15 protein-coding genes and 2 tRNA genes are annotated in these 16,366 nt (G+C 40.7%); 13 read left to right on the top strand and 4 right to left on the bottom strand.

Going from position 1 to position 16,366, the window contains the following annotated elements; genetic code table 11:
• Positions 1 to 78: 78 nt before the first annotated feature.
• A complete protein-coding gene (locus tag IPJ16_06775) occupies positions 79 to 957 on the top strand; it encodes a ChaN family lipoprotein (GenBank protein MBK7626891.1) in 879 nt (292 codons plus the stop codon).
• A gap of 75 nt (positions 958 to 1,032) precedes the next feature.
• Positions 1,033 to 1,500 carry a hypothetical protein gene (locus IPJ16_06770; GenBank protein ID MBK7626890.1) on the top strand — a complete coding sequence of 156 codons (468 nt, stop codon included), beginning with the start codon at positions 1,033 to 1,035 and terminating at the stop codon, positions 1,498 to 1,500.
• Positions 1,501 to 1,509: 9 nt separating this feature from the next.
• On the opposite strand, the gene IPJ16_06765 is transcribed toward IPJ16_06770, so the two are convergent.
• Positions 1,510 to 2,610 carry a family 20 glycosylhydrolase gene (locus IPJ16_06765; GenBank protein MBK7626889.1) on the bottom strand — a complete coding sequence of 367 codons (1,101 nt, stop codon included), beginning with the start codon at positions 2,608 to 2,610 and terminating at the stop codon, positions 1,510 to 1,512.
• A gap of 196 nt (positions 2,611 to 2,806) precedes the next feature.
• Here IPJ16_06765 and IPJ16_06760 point away from each other — a divergent pair, with 196 nt between their 5' ends.
• The 3 genes from IPJ16_06760 to IPJ16_06750 all read left to right on the top strand — a co-directional run bounded on the left by IPJ16_06760 (position 2,807) and on the right by IPJ16_06750 (position 4,262).
• A complete protein-coding gene (locus IPJ16_06760; protein ID MBK7626888.1) occupies positions 2,807 to 3,223 on the top strand; it encodes an endonuclease domain-containing protein in 417 nt (138 codons plus the stop codon).
• A gap of 128 nt (positions 3,224 to 3,351) precedes the next feature.
• Positions 3,352 to 3,422: transfer RNA gene (locus IPJ16_06755), tRNA-Cys, on the top strand.
• Positions 3,423 to 3,494: 72 nt separating this feature from the next.
• Positions 3,495 to 4,262: a sulfite exporter TauE/SafE family protein gene (locus IPJ16_06750; protein MBK7626887.1), complete on the top strand. Its 768-nt coding sequence runs from the start codon at positions 3,495 to 3,497 to the stop codon at positions 4,260 to 4,262.
• 6 nt (positions 4,263 to 4,268) lie between these two features.
• On the opposite strand, the gene folB is transcribed toward IPJ16_06750, so the two are convergent.
• Positions 4,269 to 4,619, bottom strand: coding sequence for a dihydroneopterin aldolase (folB, locus tag IPJ16_06745; protein MBK7626886.1), 351 nt, complete (start codon positions 4,617 to 4,619; stop codon positions 4,269 to 4,271).
• A gap of 104 nt (positions 4,620 to 4,723) precedes the next feature.
• Between folB and IPJ16_06740 the strand changes: the two genes are divergently transcribed.
• The 3 genes from IPJ16_06740 (at position 4,724) to IPJ16_06730 (ending at position 7,519) form a co-directional block, all read left to right on the top strand.
• On the top strand, positions 4,724 to 5,311 hold the full coding sequence (locus IPJ16_06740; protein ID MBK7626885.1) for a hypothetical protein: 588 nt from the start codon (positions 4,724 to 4,726) through the stop codon (positions 5,309 to 5,311).
• The gene (locus tag IPJ16_06735) at positions 5,298 to 5,600 is read left to right on the top strand and encodes a transcriptional regulator (protein MBK7626884.1); all 303 of its coding nucleotides are present in this window, start codon (positions 5,298 to 5,300) and stop codon (positions 5,598 to 5,600) included. Before IPJ16_06740 ends, IPJ16_06735 begins: the two co-directional genes overlap by 14 nt.
• A 215-nt stretch (positions 5,601 to 5,815) precedes the next feature.
• Complete coding sequence (locus IPJ16_06730) at positions 5,816 to 7,519, top strand: glutamine--tRNA ligase/YqeY domain fusion protein (protein ID MBK7626883.1); 1,704 nt, start codon at positions 5,816 to 5,818, stop codon at positions 7,517 to 7,519.
• Positions 7,520 to 7,573: 54 nt separating this feature from the next.
• Here IPJ16_06730 and IPJ16_06725 read toward each other — a convergent pair whose 3' ends face one another.
• On the bottom strand, positions 7,574 to 7,939 hold the full coding sequence (locus IPJ16_06725; protein ID MBK7626882.1) for a four helix bundle protein: 366 nt from the start codon (positions 7,937 to 7,939) through the stop codon (positions 7,574 to 7,576).
• Positions 7,940 to 8,084: 145 nt separating this feature from the next.
• Between IPJ16_06725 and IPJ16_06720 the strand changes: the two genes are divergently transcribed.
• Positions 8,085 to 8,157 (top strand) — tRNA-Gln (locus tag IPJ16_06720).
• 222 nt (positions 8,158 to 8,379) lie between these two features.
• A complete protein-coding gene (locus IPJ16_06715) occupies positions 8,380 to 10,911 on the top strand; it encodes a glycoside hydrolase family 9 protein (protein ID MBK7626881.1) in 2,532 nt (843 codons plus the stop codon).
• Positions 10,912 to 10,934: 23 nt separating this feature from the next.
• Here the strand turns inward: IPJ16_06715 and IPJ16_06710 are convergent, their stop codons facing one another.
• Entirely contained in the window at positions 10,935 to 11,516 is a 582-nt protein-coding gene (locus IPJ16_06710; protein ID MBK7626880.1) for a hypothetical protein, read from the bottom strand.
• A gap of 179 nt (positions 11,517 to 11,695) precedes the next feature.
• On the opposite strand from IPJ16_06710, the gene IPJ16_06705 reads away from it, so the two are divergent.
• From IPJ16_06705 to IPJ16_06695, 3 genes are read left to right on the top strand one after another with little or no spacing between them, the layout of a single operon-like run.
• A complete protein-coding gene (locus tag IPJ16_06705) occupies positions 11,696 to 12,829 on the top strand; it encodes an esterase (protein MBK7626879.1) in 1,134 nt (377 codons plus the stop codon).
• Between the two features lie 48 nt (positions 12,830 to 12,877).
• A complete protein-coding gene (locus tag IPJ16_06700; GenBank protein ID MBK7626878.1) occupies positions 12,878 to 14,023 on the top strand; it encodes an esterase in 1,146 nt (381 codons plus the stop codon).
• A 44-nt stretch (positions 14,024 to 14,067) separates the two neighbouring features.
• Positions 14,068 to 16,365 (top strand): glycoside hydrolase family 3 C-terminal domain-containing protein, encoded by a 2,298-nt coding sequence (locus IPJ16_06695; GenBank protein MBK7626877.1) that lies wholly within the window; start codon positions 14,068 to 14,070, stop codon positions 16,363 to 16,365.
• The last annotated feature ends 1 nt before the right edge of the window (position 16,366 follow it).

Raw genomic sequence — 16,366 nt, 5'->3', positions numbered from 1 at the left:
GGTTTTTAACTGAATGAACATTGCAATTAGGAATATTGTTACTTTCTTTGACATCCTTATAAAGTAATAATATTATCTATGAAATTATCTGCAATACTGCTATTTACTTTTATTTCAGTACAATCATTTTCACAGGAAAAACCTGCGTATAAAATATTCACCGGAGAAGGAAAAGAGTCTGACTACGGTGATATGTTAAAAGAGATTTCAAGGGCTGATATAGTCTTTTTCGGAGAACTACATGATGATCCAATCGCACATTGGCTGGAACTTGAGGTTACAAAGAGTCTTTTTGATAAAAAAGGAAATAATCTTGTTCTTGGTGCTGAAATGTTCGAAGCAGACAATCAGTTACTTCTTGATGAATATCTGAAAGATGTTTATGATGGTGCAAAATTTGAAGCTGAAGTAAAATTATGGAGGAATTACAAGACTGATTATAAGCCTCTTGTTGATCTGTCAAAATCAAATAAGCTTCCATTTATAGCAACCAATGTGCCACGCAGGTACGCCTCTGTTGTAAATAAAAGCGGATTTGAAGGACTTGAGACACTTTCACCGGAAGCAAAAAAGTATATAGCTCCAATGCCTTTCCCGTATGATCCTGAAGTGAAATGTTATAAAGATATGCTTTCCATGGGCGGAATGGGAGCCGGTGCAGCTGCACATGCCAATACAAATCTGCCTAAAGCACAGGCTGTTAAAGATGCAACAATGGCACATTTCATTCTTGCAAACTGGTCAAAAGGCAAACTTTTTATCCATTATAACGGATCATATCATTCAAGCAACTTCGAGGGCATAATCTGGTATATCAATAAGTTCAGTCCCGGATTAAAGATTGCCACCCTGGAGACTGTGCAGCAGGATGATATTGAGAAGATGGATAAGGAAAACAATAACATTGCAAACTTTGTCATTGCTATTCCTTCTTCAATGACACGTACGTACAAATAGTGATATACATGATCTCTTTGAGTGAAACTCAAAATACTGTTATCTTTGACATTCAAATATTTTAAATTTATAATCGTGAAAAAAATACTATTTATTACAGGCGTATTAGTCTTATTATCAGCTGCATGCAGAGGACCTCTTGCTAAACCGGAAACATCGGAACAACAGACAGCATCACCTGCTGCGACAGGAGCGGCCCACATGGAAGTGGCAAAAGCAGGCAGGGAAGAACTGACAATTGAGAAAGCAGATGGAGGTATTACAATTGCCGAACTATTTTCAAACAGGAAAGATTACTCCGGAAAAACGGTTAAAATAAAAGGGAAAGTAACAAAAGTGAATCCGGAAATAATGGGCAAAAACTGGATACACCTCCAGGACGGAACCATATTTGAAGAGGAATTCGATCTTACTGTTACATCAGATGTAATACCTGAAACAGGAAGTATAGTAACAATCGAAGGCAAGGTAGCTCTGGATAAAGATTTTGGCTACGGATACACATATCCGATAATGCTGGAAGAGGCTAAGATTATTCAGTAAAAATCACTTCTATTTTGAATCTGCAAGATTCTGAATTTCGAAAAACAGGGCTTTGAAGCATTTTACCGGGGAGTTTACATCACTATCCGGTTTTTTTCCATAGTAGCTATCCATGAACTGGCCTGCACCCGACCATACAGTCTGTACCATTCCCATGTAACGGTCTTTCATTTCCGGAGTTGCATACTTGCGCCAGCTCACCATATCCTGAGCCTGCAGAACGGCATTCCCCGGCATGCGCCACGGACAGGTAACAACACTTAATCCCTTCATTGCAAAATATACAGGAGTCTGATCGGGACGTTCATAATGCCAGTCACATATTATTACATCTTTAGGAATCATATCTACGGCCCTGTGAGTGTTATTATAGCTTGCTTCCCATTCCCCCAGCCCTGTTGTCTTACCATCGAGGAGCCTGTCGCCCCAGATCCATAGCTTACGTTTTTTTAAAGCCAGATGGTCCCTTATTGTTCTTACTTCTCCTGCAAAAAGCTCAGCTTTATCTCTTCCCGAGCAACGCGGACACTGCGCCTCTCCAATATAAAATACCTCGTCCATGCCTGCGTGAAAAGCATCAGTTTCAAACACATCGCATACCTCATCAACCAGGTCAAATACGATAGCATGCACATCGGGATGTAAAGGGCAATAGCTTTTGCAGTATAATCCGTCGGCATTGGGCCAAACATATTTATCAGGCATCTTTACGTTTGGAGTCTCATCAAACTGCGGATAGACCCTCAAAAGATTCCCAATCCTGCCTGCCCACGACTGATGACCTAACAGGTTAACCTGCGGTATGATATGAATGCTGTTTTTCTTACACACATCCACAATTTTCTTCACTTCCGCTTTAGAAAGAGCTATCGAATCCTTCAATTCAGGGTGACTAGTGTACTGGTAGTTGAAATCGACCCTGAGAATAAGAGTATTTACAGTACGCGGAGCAAGTTCCTCATCAATAAACTTCACAAAAGCATCAACCTCTCCGGGTTGAGGGGCCGCAATGCAGAAGCCTCTGACTGGCATAATGTCTGCTGCCTGATTATTAGAATAAGGAAGGATAGTCATTATCGAAAGATGCAGAAGAATAATGAAAGCTTTCATAGTTATGATTTATCTGTTTTACACTGAATCAAATGTAAATAAAAAATCCCTGTTGCTAAAAGCATCAGGGATTTATTGAGGTCGGTGGCGGATTACCTGAAGACTTAACCCATCCCCGGCCCTTCCCTTAAACAATAAGGGAAGGGAGTGGTTTATCTCCGTCAAAAAGCTTACTTTTATTATTGGAATTAAGAATATGCCTCGCAACAATTATAAAAGCTATAAGTGGATTACCTTATTAGCCAGAAATCTAAGAAAGAATCAAACACCTTCAGAAAAATTACTATGGGAAAAACTCAGAAGGAAAAGGTTCTCTGGCTTTAAGTTCTTAAGACAGCATCCTGTTTTTTATCATATAGGAAGTGGAAAGGTTGAATTTTATATTCCTGATTTTTATTGTTCCAAACTTAAACTTGTTATTGAGGTAGATGGTCCTATTCATGACTTTCATGAAGAATATGATAATGAAAGAGATACAAAACTGTTAAAGAAGGGAATTAAAGTAATAAGGTTTAGAAATGAAGAGTTAGCTAACCTTGATGGGATAATTAAGAGGGTTGAGGAAATAGTGGCACAACGTGAAATTCAAATCATTGATTCAGATGAGGATTAAGGGCACCCCTTCCCTTACTGTTTAAGGGAAGGGGGCGGGGGTAGGGTTAAGAAAAATACAGGATGAAGAAGGAGTAATGAAGATATTTAACAAAATTTATTATTTTTGCAGTCCAAACTTAAACACATGGTCGGTTAACCGAGTGGCTAGGTAGCGGTCTGCAAAACCGTTTACGGCGGTTCGAATCCGCCACCGACCTCAACAAAATCCCTGAGCACGTTGTGCCGGGGATTTTTTGTTTTTATATATTTGCTCACTCTTAAATATCAGAATGAATTTATTATTACTTTCAATCCATCCTAATCTGTCTCCCGGTTTCCTGATACTCTTTCTGCTGGTGGCAGTGCTTCTGGGTATGGCTAAAGCTGGACTGAGCGGACTGGGACTGGCCATCATCCCGATAATGGCGCTTATATTCGGTGCTAAAGAATCAACAGGTGTAATCCTTCCAATGCTTATTGCTGCTGATATTATGGCAGTGACCTACTGGCACAGACATGCTGTATGGAAACATATCATTAAAATCCTGCCTTGGGTGGCAATAGGAATAGGCATTGCCCTGTTTGTCGGAAACAGCATTAATGATGATCAATTCAGGATTGTGATGCTATCTGTTGTCTGGTTAATGCTTATCCTGATGATTGTAAATGACTTGTGGAAAAAAGAATCAGAGGTTATTCCTCATAATATGGTTTTTGGCTCTGGGATGGGACTTGCGGGTGGATTTGCTACAATGATCGGCAATTCGGCAGGACCGGTTTTTACACTCTATTTTCTTGCCATGAGGCTCCCGAAAAAAGAGTTCATAGGAACCAGTGCCTGGTTATACTTCATTATGAATACAGGGAAACTGCCTCTGCAGGCAATTGTCTGGAAAAATATTTCAATCGTTTCCCTGATTCCGGGATTAATCTCTATTCCATTTATTGCTCTCGGGATCTTTCTTGGAATAAAAATAGTAAATCTGTTTTCTGAAAGTGTCTACAGGTATTTTGTAATTATCACAACACTTGTCTCTTCAGTATTGTTATTTCTTTAACAGTACTTATCTTGTTATAACTACGCTTACTGATCCTATCTTCCCTCCCATGGGAGGATTCATCTTTGAGACTTTTACAGTAGCTTTTTTAATCCCCTCCATTTCAGAATAAACTGCATCGAGAATTCTTCCGGCAATATGTTCAAGGAGATGAGATTTCATTTCCATCTGCTGCTTTACCAATTCATAAACACGCTGGTAGTTAACTGCATCTTTTAGATTGTCGCTTTCTGCAGGTATCTTCATATCAGTTTCAATTGTGAGGTCAACAATGAATTTGTTCCCTACTATCCTCTCCTCCTTGAAGTGACCATGAAAAGAGTAAAACTCCATATTTTCGATCTGAATTAAACCCATAACAAAAAATAATTCATTATTTATTTGGTTTATATTATAAACTACTTTATATTTGCAATATATTTACATTAATTATCACACTAACTATAAAAGTAAACATTATTATGGAAAACGAAGAAAAATTGATGACAGGCGAAGAGAGCCTGAGGATAATATCAGAAATGATAAATAAAACAAAAGGGGACATTCAGCAGGGAAGTTTTCATCTTCTCTTCTGGGGTTGGCTAATTCTGGTGTGTAGTCTTGCAGATCCGCTGCTGAGATTATTTACAGATTTTGAACATCCCTATTATGTGTGGTTTCTGACCATACCCGGAGGATTTGTTTCTATGATCTATGGATTTGTAAAGGGAAGAAAAGCAAAAGTCCACACATATGCCGAAAGAATATACATGTGGGTCTGGATCGGATTTCTAATCTCCTTCCTGGTATTGTTTGCAATTCAGTCAAAGAGTCTGGGAAATGTAGCACCCTATATTCTTACTCTTGTTGGATTCGCAACATTTGTTTCAGGCTCTATAATTAAATTTAAACCTCTAATTATCGGAGCTATCCTCTTTTGGACAATTGCTGTATTTGTTAGTTTTGCGGATCCATCAATCGCACCCTTCGGAATGCCGGTAGCAGTGATAACAGGATATCTTATCCCGGGTTATATGTTAAAATACAAAGGAAACAATGACAAGGTTTAAGGAACTCGATCCGATACTGCACTCGCAGCTGCGTCTGGCTGTAGTATCTCTGCTTATTAGCACTGAAGCCGCTGAATTCACTTATATAAAGGAACAGACGGGAGCTACTGCCGGTAACCTGAGCATACAGATTACCAAACTAAAGGAAGCCGGATATATTGAGGTTGAGAAAAAATTCATGAACAATTATCCGCAGACACTATGCAGGATAACACTATTCGGACGACGGAAGTTTACAGAATATGTTGCTTCACTTAAAGATTATTTAAGCCCTGAAGGCAAGTCCTGATAATTACCATAATCTGTAACTGTATTAAAAATTTTAACCACAAAGGACACCAAGGTTAACACTAAGGGCCACAAAGGAATCTCAGTTTTAATGGATAACCCTTTGTGTGCCTTTGTGCTCCCTTTGAGTCCTTTGTGGTAAAAAAAGTATGCCAAAAAATGCCCTTGTTAATAACTCAAATTCATCCTATTTTTGTAATCCTAATATAAAAACGGATGAGTAACGAGAACATCAGGGAAAAAGAAGAATCAAAACCCTCAATAAGTTTCATAGAACAGTTTATTATTGAAGATATTAAGGCCGGTAAAAACAACGGGAATATTGTGACTCGTTTTCCACCTGAGCCAAATGGCTATCTTCATATTGGTCATGCAAAGGCAATCTGCCTCGATTTTGGTATGGCACAAAAATACGGCGGAAAATGTAACCTAAGGTTCGACGATACCAATCCGGTGAAAGAAGAAGTTGAATATATCGATTCAATAAAGGAAGATATTCACTGGTTGGGCTTTGACTGGGAAAACAGGGAATTCTATGCCTCTGACTATTTCGGGAAATTATACGACTTCGCAAACGAGCTCATAAACAGAGGACTGGCTTATGTTGACGATCAGCCTGCCGATCTGATCTCTTCACAGAAAGGTACTCCTACCCAACCAGGTATTGAAAGTCCCTACCGGAACAGGCCGGTTAATGAAAACCTCAACCTCTTCTCCGGAATGAATAAAGGGGATTTTGAAGAAGGAAGTCGTGTGTTAAGGGCAAAAGTCGATATGACATCCCCAAACATGCATATGCGCGACCCGATAATTTACAGGATAATTAAATCACCGCATCATCGCACAGGAAACACCTGGAATGTATACCCTATGTACGACTTTGCACATGGGCAGAGTGATTACTTTGAAGGTATAACACACTCATTATGCACACTTGAGTTTGAGGTACACCGTCCTTTATATGACTGGTTTGTTGATCAGCTAAAAACATCTGATTACAGACCAAGGCAGATAGAATTCAACAGGCTAAATCTTACCTATACAATGATGAGTAAGAGGAAGTTACTTGAACTTGTAAAGGAAGGAAAAGTGAGGGGTTGGGATGATCCCAGGATGCCTACTCTGTGCGGACTTCGCAGAAGGGGTTATACCCCTGAATCAATAAAGCGTTTTGTTGATCTTATCGGCTACACTAAAGTAGAGGCAATAAATGATGTCTCCCTTCTTGAACATGCAGTACGTGAGGATCTGAACATGAGGACACCGAGAGTCTTTGGAGTACTTAATCCATTGAAAGTCATTATAACGAACTATCCTGAAGGAAAGGTTGAGAATGTTGAGCTAATTAATAACCCTGAAGATGAAAGTATGGGAAAAAGAATGGTTCCTTTCTCCCGTGAGGTATATATTGAACAGGATGACTTTATGGAGGTTCCCCCGAATAAATTCTTCCGGATGGCCCCTGGTATGGAAGTCAGACTGAAGGGTGCCTATATTGTAAAGTGCGAAGGGTTTAAGAAAAATGATAATACAGGAGTTGTAGAAGAGGTCTATTGCACGTACGATGCAGATACCAGAAGTGGTGGTGCCTTATCAGACAAGAAAGTAAAAGGTACGCTTCACTGGGTCTCGGCTCAGCATGCCGTTGATGCAGAGGTCAGACTCTATGACAGGCTTTTCAATCATGAAGATCCTGCCGGACAAAAAGATGAAGACTACAGAAAATTCCTTAATCCTGATTCATTAAAAATCCTGACCGGATGCAAAGTAGAGCCATCGCTGGCTACTTCGAAGCCATTGGATAAGTTTCAGTTTCAGCGACTTGGGTATTTTTGTGTGGATTACGATTCAAAAGAGGGGACACTGGTCTTTAACCGCACGGTATCGTTGAAGGACACGTGGGCGAAGGTGAACAGGTAGTTGTCTTGCAGGTCGTGCAGGTCTTATGTCTTGCAGGTCACTCACATTGTGAGATTATTCTAAGTTCTTAGTATTCAGATATTTCATAAGAGCACTTATACTATTGATCAGTTGTTGCGATTTGTTTCTTCTGTCAACTGATATAGGATTGTCAACAAACTTCTGATCTTCTGCGATGTAATACATGTTTTTTACTTCACCTGCAGATCCTTTTGAGATATTAAGAAAATGGCGGAATTCAGCATCGCTACTTCTGCAGAATCCTTCGCTGATATTATTCATAATTGACACTCCTGCTCTTGTAATCTGATCCCTGAAACTATAATCACGGCACTCTCTGAAATCGCTGTAGATACCATTGACTAATTTCCTGGACATCTTCCAAATCTCAAGGTCTTCAAAATCTTTAACAGTTCCCATTTTAGCACGATTTAAGGTTTGATCATAAAATTAATAAAAATCCACAAACCGACTTGCAGGACTTGCATGACCTGCACGACTTGCAAGACAATTAAAAACTCTTTTTGATTTTTCAGTATTTAATATATCTTTGCACCCTGAAAACTGTCCCGTGGTGTAATTGGCAACACGTCTGATTCTGGATCAGAAGAGTTCAGGTTCGAGACCTGACGGGACAACAAGAAGTCACCCTGAGCGAAGCCGAAGGGTGACTTTTTTGTTCTCGCTCTCACACCCAAACTTTCCTGCAGGTTTTAATAATACCACTCCTCCATTCACTCCTCCCCCAAAGCACGAATGGAGGAAAAAAGATTTTGCAGGCCATGGTATCTTAGACCCTTTTTTTTACATTTACAATATTGTGCTGTTCCATCAGTAGATTAAACCTTATTTCGATTATGATGAAAAAACTTGCGATTTTATCACTTATAGTGTTGCAATCAGCTGCATTAAGTATTGCTTCGGGACAGAGTCTGATACTAAATGATCTTGAGTATTTTGAGACCCAGGGCGTCAATGTACTTGTGTACAGTAATCTTTTTACAGGAGGTTTTAACGATGAGAAAACAGCCGGTATAGAATTGATTCATCATGGCGTCAGAACAGCACAGGGAGGAGCTGTCAGGCTCTCCAGTACGCCTGAGCAGTGGGATCTTGTTCCTGCGATACCAACCCGGAAAGTTGACCGTGCCTCCAAAACAATTGAGTCTTTGCTAAGATATGAAGATTACAATTTTGAGTCACGGGTTGTTGTCACTGCAAGAGGTAAGGGTGTTGAGATTTCTGTTTACCTCGATAAACCGGTTCCGAAAGCACTTGAAGGAAGCGCCGGATTTAATCTTGAGTTTCTGCCGTCGCAATACTGGGGTAAGACCTATCTGATGGATGGGAGATATAACCGATTCCCCCGTTATGTGGTGGGTAACACAATTGCAAGGCCTAACTCTGAAAAACTCAGGCAATTCAAAGGATATGTAACTTCCGACGACAGGGGTACCGGAAAATTTATTGATCCTCTTCCTCTTGAAACCGGACATATAATTCTCCTTGCACCTGATGATCCCGAACGTCTTGTAAAAATAACCTCTCAGGATGCCGATATTATGCTTTTCGACGGTCGTATACTGGCTCAAAACGGCTGGTTCGTTGTCCGCAGCATACTTCCGGCAGGAAAAGCAGGCAAGGTTTTAACCTGGACAGTTGAACCGAATGCCATTAAAGGCTGGATTAGAGAACCAAATATCGGTTTTTCTCAGGTTGGTTACCTCCCTTCACAACAGAAAGTCTCTGTAATTGAACTCGACAAGAAAGACAAACCACTTGCAAAAGCATCGATAATGAAATTAGGCGACGACGGCGTAGCTACCGAAGTATTCAGTGGCAAAATCGTTCCCTGGGGAGACTATTATAAATACCACTATGTAAAATTCGACTTTTCTTCAGTTAACATTCCCGGGATCTATTATATTCAGTATGGTAGTTTTAAAACAAATAACTTTTTAATAGAAAATAGTGTTTACGACAATATCACTGACGCCACAAGTGATATATGGATCCCGATACATATGAACCACATGTTCGTAAACGAAGCTTACAGAGTTTGGCACGGCGAACCTTTTAAGGACGGTTATCTTCAGGCTCCGGCACCCACCGATCATTTCGACATGCACAGGCAGGGACCATCAACAGATACCAGATATAAGGCTCTGGAATTGATTCCCGGATTGAATACCGGCGGCTTTTTCGACGCAGGAGATTTTGATATCGAGACAGGAGCGAACATTGGAGTGGTGCAGAACTTTGTCCAGACATGGGAGTCTTTCAAACCTTTGCGTGATCAGACTTTTGTTGATCAGAAGCAACGTTATGTTGATCTGCATCGTCCCGATGGAACACCAGACGTACTACAGTTTATCGAGCATGGAACTATGAACCTTGTAGCCCAGGCAGAGAATATCGGACACATGGCACAAACTCTTTCCAACTCTGTTTTGGATAATTACCATCACCTTGGTGACGCCGCCGCAATAACTGATGGCCTTCCCTATAATCCGGATCTTGGTCCGTACGAAGTAGCCCCTGATGGCCGCTCAAGCGGAGTTAAAGACGGTATGTGGGCTTTTACAAGCCGTAATCCCGGCCTCGATCTCAGGGCAGCAACAATGTTTGCCGCAGCCAGCCGGGCGCTGAAGGGGTATAACGACGATCTCTCGGCAAGAGCTCTGGAACAGTCAAAAAGGCTTCTAAAGGAAGCAACTGAATTACTTGCCAAACAACCTCAGGGTCGCCCCGGGATGGGCGGCGGATCAGCAGATATGGCTACCAATCTTCAGCTTTACATTTCCACCGGAGAGAAACAATATCTCGATAAGTTTCAGGAGCTCTTGTGGCCTGCCCTTGACCGTAACGTAAGTTTCACCATACTTACTGCATTAAATGCTATACCGCACATGGATGCATCCTTCAAAGAAAAGCTCAGTACGTATGTTGTGAAGTACAAAGAATATATCGACAAGCTTGAAAAGGATAATCCGTACGGAGTTCCAATAGGACTTGGCAACTGGGCAGGAAGCGGAGATGTCGTGAACTTTGGTACCACAATCTGCTTTGCAAACAAATATTTCCCTGATATTATAGATGCAAGCCATGCTTTCAAGGCCACCAACTGGCTGTTTGGCTGCCATCCGTATCACAATTACTCGTTAGTGGCAACAGTGGGCGCCGCTCGTCCCAAAGCAGTCTTTTATGGAAATAACAGGGCCGATTTCTCCTTTATTCCGGGTAATGTTGCTCCGGGTATATTATTCAGAAAACCCGATCACTTTGAAAACTATGATGACTGGCCATTTATATGGGGACAAAATGAAGGCACCATTGGGGGAAATACAAGTTATTTAATATTCGGATCAGCTTTTAAAAATATGGTTAAATAAAAAGAAAAGATGCATCAGCGGGGTCACACCCCGCCCGACTCCATTTCATGTTTCTGAATTTCACTATTTAGTTTATCGGTGAGGGTTATTGAAATGGACCCGGAATGGACTTCCAAAATTATAATTCCTGAAGCTTTAGTATATCTTGTAAAGTCTCCGGCATTTAACTGCCTGATTCGCCTCGGTTCATTAAAATGAAACCTGTCAGAATTTCTATACTGCTTGTATTCACTTCTTCCAATCCCATATTTTGATGAGCACAACTTTTGGATTCTGATAAAGGCACCATTAAGTGAATCACGATTTTCTGTTGGCACGTTGACTTTTACTTCATATACTGCATGGCTTTTAGAGGTTCCATATAGATCAATCTCACATTGCTTATCAATAAACATCCCACTTAGTTTAACCTGATTTTCCATTGTTGGGGGTAACTCAGTATATCCCAGCTTAACCAGTTCATTTGCAAATTGATCAATACTGCCATTTACCGGAATATTAAGAAATTTTATGTGCTCTTCGGAAAAACATCCATTTAATAAAATAACCAGAAGGAAATTAATTAATAACATCCTGATTGGCTTTCGTGTCAATAATCTGTTCATTTTAAATTGTGCTAAAACTGATTTAATGATATCACTAAATTTTGATTTATAAAATGGCATCAAAAAAAGTCAATGTGAAGCTAGCTAAAAAAGCATAAATAAGAACGTGTCCAACAGCATAATTTACTCATATAATAATAACTAAATTAGCAATGTTTTAAACTCTTTAATAACCTTATATGAGACACAAAGTTCTATTATCAGTTTTATGCCTCTTCTCTTTTCTGGGCTTACAGGCTCAGGAATTATCAAACTTCAGAAGAGCTGCAATTGTTTCTCCCGAGATCGGTGAGAAAACCATAGTATTCAGAATTCTGGCACCGGAGGCTAAACTTGTAAGGCTCTATGGTTCCTGGATGAGAAGTCCTGATTCATCTGTAAACATGACGAAGGATTCTTTAAATGTTTGGAGTGTTAGTATCCCCAGACCGGCAACAGAACTTTATACATACAACTTTATTGTTGACGGACTGGTAGTTAACGATGCCAGCAACATTTTTCTTCAGAGAGATGGTACCCGTTATCTGAGTGTACTGCTTGTCCCGGGAGATCTTACCGCAAACTACTTTGAGGCAAATAAACATGGAAACCTTATAAAAGTATGGTACGATTCACCTGTAATCGGAAAAACCCGTCGTATGTATGTTTATACACCATATGGTTATGAAACTAGTAAAGAGAGTTATCCTGTCCTCTACCTTTTACATGGAGGTGGTGGAGATGAAGACGCATGGAGCACTATGGGCCGTGCAGTTCAGATACTCGATAACCTTATTGAAAAGAAACTTGCAGTACCAATGATTTGCGTTATGCCTAACGGCAATCCGGGTCAGGAAGCAGCAAAAACTCTTATGCTCGAGGAAACGACTTTTGACCGTACTGATCCAAAATTTGCCAATATGTATATTAATAGCATCGTGAAAGATATTATTCCTTACGTCGAAAAGAACTATAGGGCGATTCCAAAACCCGATGCAAGGGCAATATCAGGCCTTTCAATGGGCGGCGGACACACAACTGCTGTAACAGCAGCATATCCTGGTACATTCAGTTATATCTGCCCTTTAAGTGCCGGTATAAGAGAGGATACACCTGAAGTCGATGCGCAACTGCAGGGAATTAAAAAAGCCGGTTATAAACTCTATTGGATTGGTTGTGGTAGCGACGATTTCACGTTTGCTAATAACAAAACGCTGGATGCTGCCCTTACAAAGAACGGGATGGAGCATACTTTTTTCATAACAGGTGGTGGCCATACCTGGGCCAACTGGAGAGTTTACCTTAATACTTTTGGACAATTATTATTTAAATAGGAAAACCGGTTCCTAAGACTTTATTAAACTGATTTAAAAAAACATATTATGAAAATAAAAGTTTCATTTTCAATATTAGTCCTGTTCCTTTTTATGAATTCATATGCCCAGGAACTAGCTAACTTTCCAAGAACTCAACCTATTGTTTCACCCAGTATTGGAGAAACAGAGGTTGTTTTCAAAATCTCTGCACCCTATGCCGCGAGTGTTAAACTTGCAGGCTCGTGGTCTGCTACCCCTGGATTGTCAACCGATATGAAAAAAGATAAAAACGGTGTCTGGTCAGTCAGTATCCGAAAACCTGCACCTGAATTGTACACATATAGCTTTATTGTTGACGGCTTAAGTGTAAATGATCCAATCAATATCTTTACTCAGAGAGACGGGACAAGATACCTTAGTGTTCTGCTTATTCCAGGTGACCTTACTGCCAACTATTTTGAAGCAAAACAGAGGGGTAACTTGTCGCAGGTTTGGTACGAATCACCAACACTCGGCATGACGCGTCGCATGTTCATCTATACTCCTTACGGTTATGAAACCGGCACGGCAAAATACCCTGTATTATATCTTCTTCATGGTGCAGGTGGCGATGAAGATGCGTGGAGTACAATGGGCCGTACATGTCAGATCCTGGATAACCTGATTGAGAAGAAACTGGCTTTACCCATGCTTGTGGTAATGCCTAACGGAAATCCTACACAGGCTGCAGCAAGAACATTAATGATACCCGAAAAAGTCATAGACAGAACCAACCCGGCTTTTGCAAACTCATACGTAAACAGTATTGTAAAAGACATAGTCCCATACGTTGAGAAAAACTATAGGGTTATTGCGAAGCCGGCATCAAGAGCTTTAGCAGGACTGTCGATGGGCGCCGGTCATACAATTTCATGTACCAACCTTTATCCCGGTTTCTTTAGCTACATATGCCCTCTTAGTAATGGTATCCGAGTTAATGATGAAAATAAAGCTAAATACGATGCTGACTTTAAAGCTCTGAAAAAAGCCGGATACAAGTTATACTTTCTGGCCTGCGGAGGTGCTGATGGTCTTCTGACTTCTGCTCAGACACTCGATGCTACTCTTACGAAAAACGGACTTGAGCATACATTTTTCATTACACCCGGAGGTCATACATGGGCAAACTGGAGAATTTACCTGAACACCTTCGCCCCAAAATTATTTAAGTAATTAAAATTCTAATTAACAATCCTATACCTTACAATTAAACTGAGATGTTTAACAATCTTGAAAAAGGAAAAACCGGCCTTCCGACAAATTCCCGGAAGCTGATTATAACTCTGTTGTTAATTTCAATATCTATTATTATTGGTTCACATTCAGTAATAGCCCAGAGTTCACGTGCCCCACTTAAATCAAAACTGGTTGAAAACGATGCAAAAATCGATAAGATCATTTCACAAATGACTGTCGAGGAAAAGGTAGCCATGTTACATGGTAAAAACATGTTTACTTCAGAAGGCATTGAACGTCTTGGTATTGCCGATATGGTATATACTGATGGTCCGTTTGGGATCAGGGAAGAAATGGAACCTCACTCATGGAACCCGTTAAAACTAGCAAACGATTCCTCAACATTTTTCCCGACTGGTTCAGCACTGGCAGCTACATGGAGCAAGGATCTAGCATACTCATATGGCGTAGGAATGGGAAGAGAAGCCAGGTTGCGCGGAAAAGACATGCTCCTCGGACCTGCTATCAATATCCAGCGAATTCCAACCGGGGGTCGTACATATGAATACCTTAGCGAAGATCCCTTTTTAAGCTCCCGCCTTTCGGTCGGCTATACAAAAGGAGTACAGGATCAGGGGGTTGCTGTTTGTCTTAAGCATTATGCCCTGAATAATCAGGAAATGAACAGAGGCAGAGTTAATGTAATTGTCAGTCCGAGAGCATTGCGTGAAATATATCTTCCTCCATTTGAAGCCGCTGTTAAAGAGGCTGATGCATACGGAGTCATGGCTGCCTACAATAAGGTTTCCGGCTTATGGTGTTCCGAGAATGACATATTACAAAACAAAATTCTTCGTGATGAATGGGGTTTTAGAGGATTGATAATCTCCGACTGGGGCGGAGTCCACAGCACAGTTGCAGCAGCTATGAACGGTTTGGATGTGGAAATGCCAAACTCCCGGTTCTTTGGTAAACCACTGCTCGATTCCATAAAAGCCGGTATCGTACCCATTTCAGTTATCGATGCAAAAGTTAAGAATATTCTAAGGGTACGTTTTGCGATTACACCAATTCCTGCAGATAAAGCTACTGTTGTAATGACAGCACAACCAGAACAGTCACGTATTGTTTATGATATTGCCGCAAAATCGATTGTATTGCTTAAAAATACTAATTCACTGCTTCCCCTCAACCTCGATAAATATAAAAAGATTGTTGTTATTGGCGATAACGCAATCCGCAAGATGGCCAGCGGAGGTGTAGGAGCCGGTGTAAAGGCACGTTATGAAGTGACCCCACTTCAGGGATTACTGGCAAAAGCTGGGAACCGCGCACAAATAACCTTCGTCAAAGGATATGTTATGCCTGTTCGTGTCTGGGGACAACGGCCGGCTGCAATTACTTATCCTGATGCTGAGTTATTAAAGGAAGCTGTTAACGCAGCCAGAGGGGCAGATCTTGTTCTGTTCATGGCCGGCAACAACAGGGAGGTCGAAACGGAAGGCAGCGATCGTACAACAATTCATCTGCCTTACGGTCAGGATTCAATAATTAAAGCTGTTTACAATGTGAATCCTAATATTGTGACAGTTGTTGTGGCAGGTGCCCCGGTCGATCTGAGAGTTGTAAATGAAAAATCATCTTCACTGATAATTTCCTGGTTCAATGGTACCGAAGGAGGAAATGCTCTAGCAGATGTGCTCCTGGGGAATATAAGCCCATCAGGTAAGCTTCCGTTTACTCTTCCTATAAAACTGGAAGACTCTCCGGCATACGTTTTGGGCAACTATCCGCAGACTGACAGTCCCATTTCGGAAGACATTTTTGTAGCACTTGTGGGAGAGAAGAAACCTGAAAGCATTCAGCAAAATACTTCAAATAAGGATATTGCAGTATACTCAGAAGGACTGTTTGTCGGATATAGATGGTTCGATACCAGGAAATTACCAGTTATGTATCCTTTTGGGTACGGTCTTTCATATACTACTTTTGAATATAAAAAACTAAAAACATCGAAAGAAAAATACGGAAGCGACGAATCGATAGAAGTAACTTTTCAGCTGAAGAACACTGGTAAGAAAGATGCTGATGAAGTAGCGCAGCTTTATGTACACCGTGTTGATGCAAAAGTAGAATGGCCATTTAAAGAACTTAAAGCCTTTGAACGAGTTTCACTAAAAGCAGGTGAGTCTAAAACAATTAAGATGAAAGTTCCTGTTGATCAACTTAAATATTGGGATGAGAAAGCTTACGACTGGAAACTTGAAAACGGAGAGATAGAGTTGATGCTGGGAACCTCATCGTCTGATATCCGGCTGACAAAGAGAATAAAAATCTGAA

This window comes from Bacteroidales bacterium, from assembly GCA_016709865.1.
Lineage (GTDB): Bacteria > Bacteroidota > Bacteroidia > Bacteroidales > VadinHA17 > LD21.
This window is presented reverse-complemented; position numbering and strand designations above follow the sequence as displayed.